Genomic DNA, 2764 nt, shown 5'->3' on the forward strand with positions numbered 1-2764 from the left:
CATATCGAGCTCCTCACCGAGTCGCGGCCCTGGCCGGAGACGGGCCGTCCGCGCCGGGCGGGCATCTCTTCGTTCGGGATCAGCGGCACCAACGCCCACGTCATCATCGAGCAGGCCCCCGAGGCCCCTGCCCCTGCCCCTGAGCCGGAGCCCGCCGCCCCGGCGGACGGCCCGACCCCGCCCGCGTACATCTGGACGCTCTCCGGAAAGACGGAGGACGCCCTGCGTGCCCAGGCCGCGCGTCTGTGCACCCACGTGGAGAACGACCCCGCCCTGACGCCCGTCGACCTCGCGTACTCCCTCGCCACCCGGCGAGCCCGGCTCGACCACCGCGCGGCCGTCGTGGGCGCGGACCGGCAGGAACTCCTGAACGGCCTGACCGCACTGGCCGAAGGACAGCCGACGGCCACCGGCGTACTGCACGGGACCTCACGGGGTAGGGGGCGTACGGCGTTCCTGTTCACGGGTCAGGGTGCCCAACGCCTTGGTATGGGCCGTGAGTTGTACGAGGCGTTCCCGGTGTTCGCCGAGGCCTTCGATGCCGTACTGGCCGCCCTTGACGAGTTCGGCGGCGGGCTGCGGGACGTGATCTGGGGCGAGGACGAGGGCAAGCTGAACCGTACGGAGTTCACGCAGCCCGCCCTGTTCGCGATCGAGGTCGCGCTGTTCCGCCTCGTCGAGTCGTGGGGTGTACGGCCCGACTTCCTGGCCGGGCATTCGATCGGGGAGATCGCCGCCGCGCATGTGGCGGGGGTTCTCTCCCTGGCCGATGCGGCCCAACTGGTCTCGGCGCGCGGGAAGTTGATGCAGGCCCTGCCCGAGGGCGGCGCGATGGTGGCGCTGCAGGCCACCGAGGACGAGGTCACCCCGCACCTCACCGACACCGACACCGTCACCATCGGCGCGATCAACGGGCCGACCGCCGTGGTCATCTCCGGCGACGAGACCCAGGCATTGGCCATCAAGGCGCACTTCGAGTCAGAGGGCCGCAAGGCGACCCGTCTGAAGGTCTCGCACGCCTTCCACTCGCCGCTCATGGAGCCGATGCTCGACGAGTTCCGGACCGTGGCCGCATCCCTCACCTACAACACTCCCGCCATCCCGGTCGTCTCGAATGTCACCGGACAGCTCGCCACCGACCTGACCGACCCCGAGTACTGGGTACGCCACGTCCGCGAGGCCGTCCGGTTCGCCGACGGGATCGGGTACCTGGCGGCCGAAGGCGTCACCCGCTTCCTCGAACTCGGACCCGACGCCGTCCTGACCGCCATGGGCCGGCAGTCCGTCGAGGAAGAGTCGGCCGTTCTGGTGCCCGCCCTGCGCAAGGACCGGGCCGAAGGGCCGGCGCTTCTCGCCGCCGTCGCGCAGCTCGACGTCTGCGGGGTCCCGGTCGACTGGTCCGCCTTCTACGCGGGCGCGGGAGCGCGCCCCGTCGACCTGCCCACGTACGCCTTCCAGCGGCGCCGCTACTGGATGGAGGCCGCACCCGAGGCCGCGTCCGCGCTCTCCGCGATGGGTATCGGCGCCTCCGGACACGCGCTGCTCGGCGCCGCGATGACCCTGGCGGACACCGACGGCGCGGTCCTGACCGGTCGTCTCTCCGTCGCCGCGCAGCCGTGGCTGGCCGACCACGCGGTCGGTGGCACCGTCCTGTTCCCCGGTACGGGTCTCGTCGAGCTGGCCATCAGGGCCGGTGACGAGGTCGGCTGTGCCGTCCTGGAAGAGCTGACCCTCGAAGCGCCGCTGGTCCTGCCGGAGGCGGGCGGAGTCCAGGTACAGGTGGCGGTGGGCGCCCCGGACACCTCGGACGCCCGGCCCGTGCAGATCTACGCACGCCCCGAGGCGGCCGACGAACCCTGGGTCCGCCACGCCACCGGACTCCTCACCCCGAACGGAGCGTCCGGCACCCAGCCGGTCGCCGACCTCGCACCATGGCCGCCGGCCGGAGCCGAACCCGTCGACGTGGACGGCCTGTACGACGGTCTGGCGGCGGCAGGACTTGAGTACGGTCCGGTGTTCCAGGGCCTTACGGCGGCCTGGAAGTCGGGCGCGGGCGACGAGGTGTACGCCGAGATCTCCCTGCCCGATGACACCGGCGTCGACGGCTACGGCGTCCACCCGGCACTCCTCGACGCCTGTCTGCACGCGATCGGCCTGCTCGGCGGCAGCGGCAGCGGCAGCGACAGCGATGGCGACGGGGGCACGGGGTCGGCGGCGCGGCTGCCGTTCGCCTGGACCGATGTGGCGCTGCACGCCACCGGCGCCTCCCGCGTACGGGTGCGGCTGACCCCCGCGGGGGCCGGTGTACGCCTCGACGTGGCGGATGACGCGGGCCGCCCGGTCGTATCCGTCGGCACGCTCGCGCTCCGCGAGATCTCCGCCGATCAGTTGGCGGGCGGTGCGCATCACGACGCGCTGTTCCGCCTGGAGTGGACGCCGGTGCCGTGCCAGGGCGCGGCGGGGATTCCCGACGGCGTGACGGTGCTGCGCAGCGAGCCGGGCACGGACGCGGCCTCGGTACGTGCAGCCGTCCAAGCGGCGCTCGGCGAACTGCAGTCTGTCGACGGCCAGTTGGTGATCGTCACCCGTGGGGCCGTGGCGGCCTTGGAGGGTGAGGACGTCACCGATCTGGCGGGTGCGGCGGTGTGGGGGCTCGCGCGGTCCGCGCAGTCGGAGGAGCCGGGCCGGGTGGTGCTGGTCGACACGGACGACGTGGATGCGGTGGCTCTGGCGCTCGCGTCGGGGGAGCCGCAGGTCGTGGTGC

The 2764-nt window shown here is 72.8% G+C and carries 1 protein-coding gene; it reads left to right on the plus strand.

The features are described from left to right. On the plus strand, positions 1 to 2764 hold a 2764-nt coding region (locus tag ACFQVC_RS42370; protein ID WP_381842110.1), incomplete at both ends, for an acyltransferase domain-containing protein.

This window comes from Streptomyces monticola (genome assembly GCF_042665355.1).
GTDB classification, from domain to species: domain Bacteria; phylum Actinomycetota; class Actinomycetes; order Streptomycetales; family Streptomycetaceae; genus Streptomyces; species Streptomyces monticola.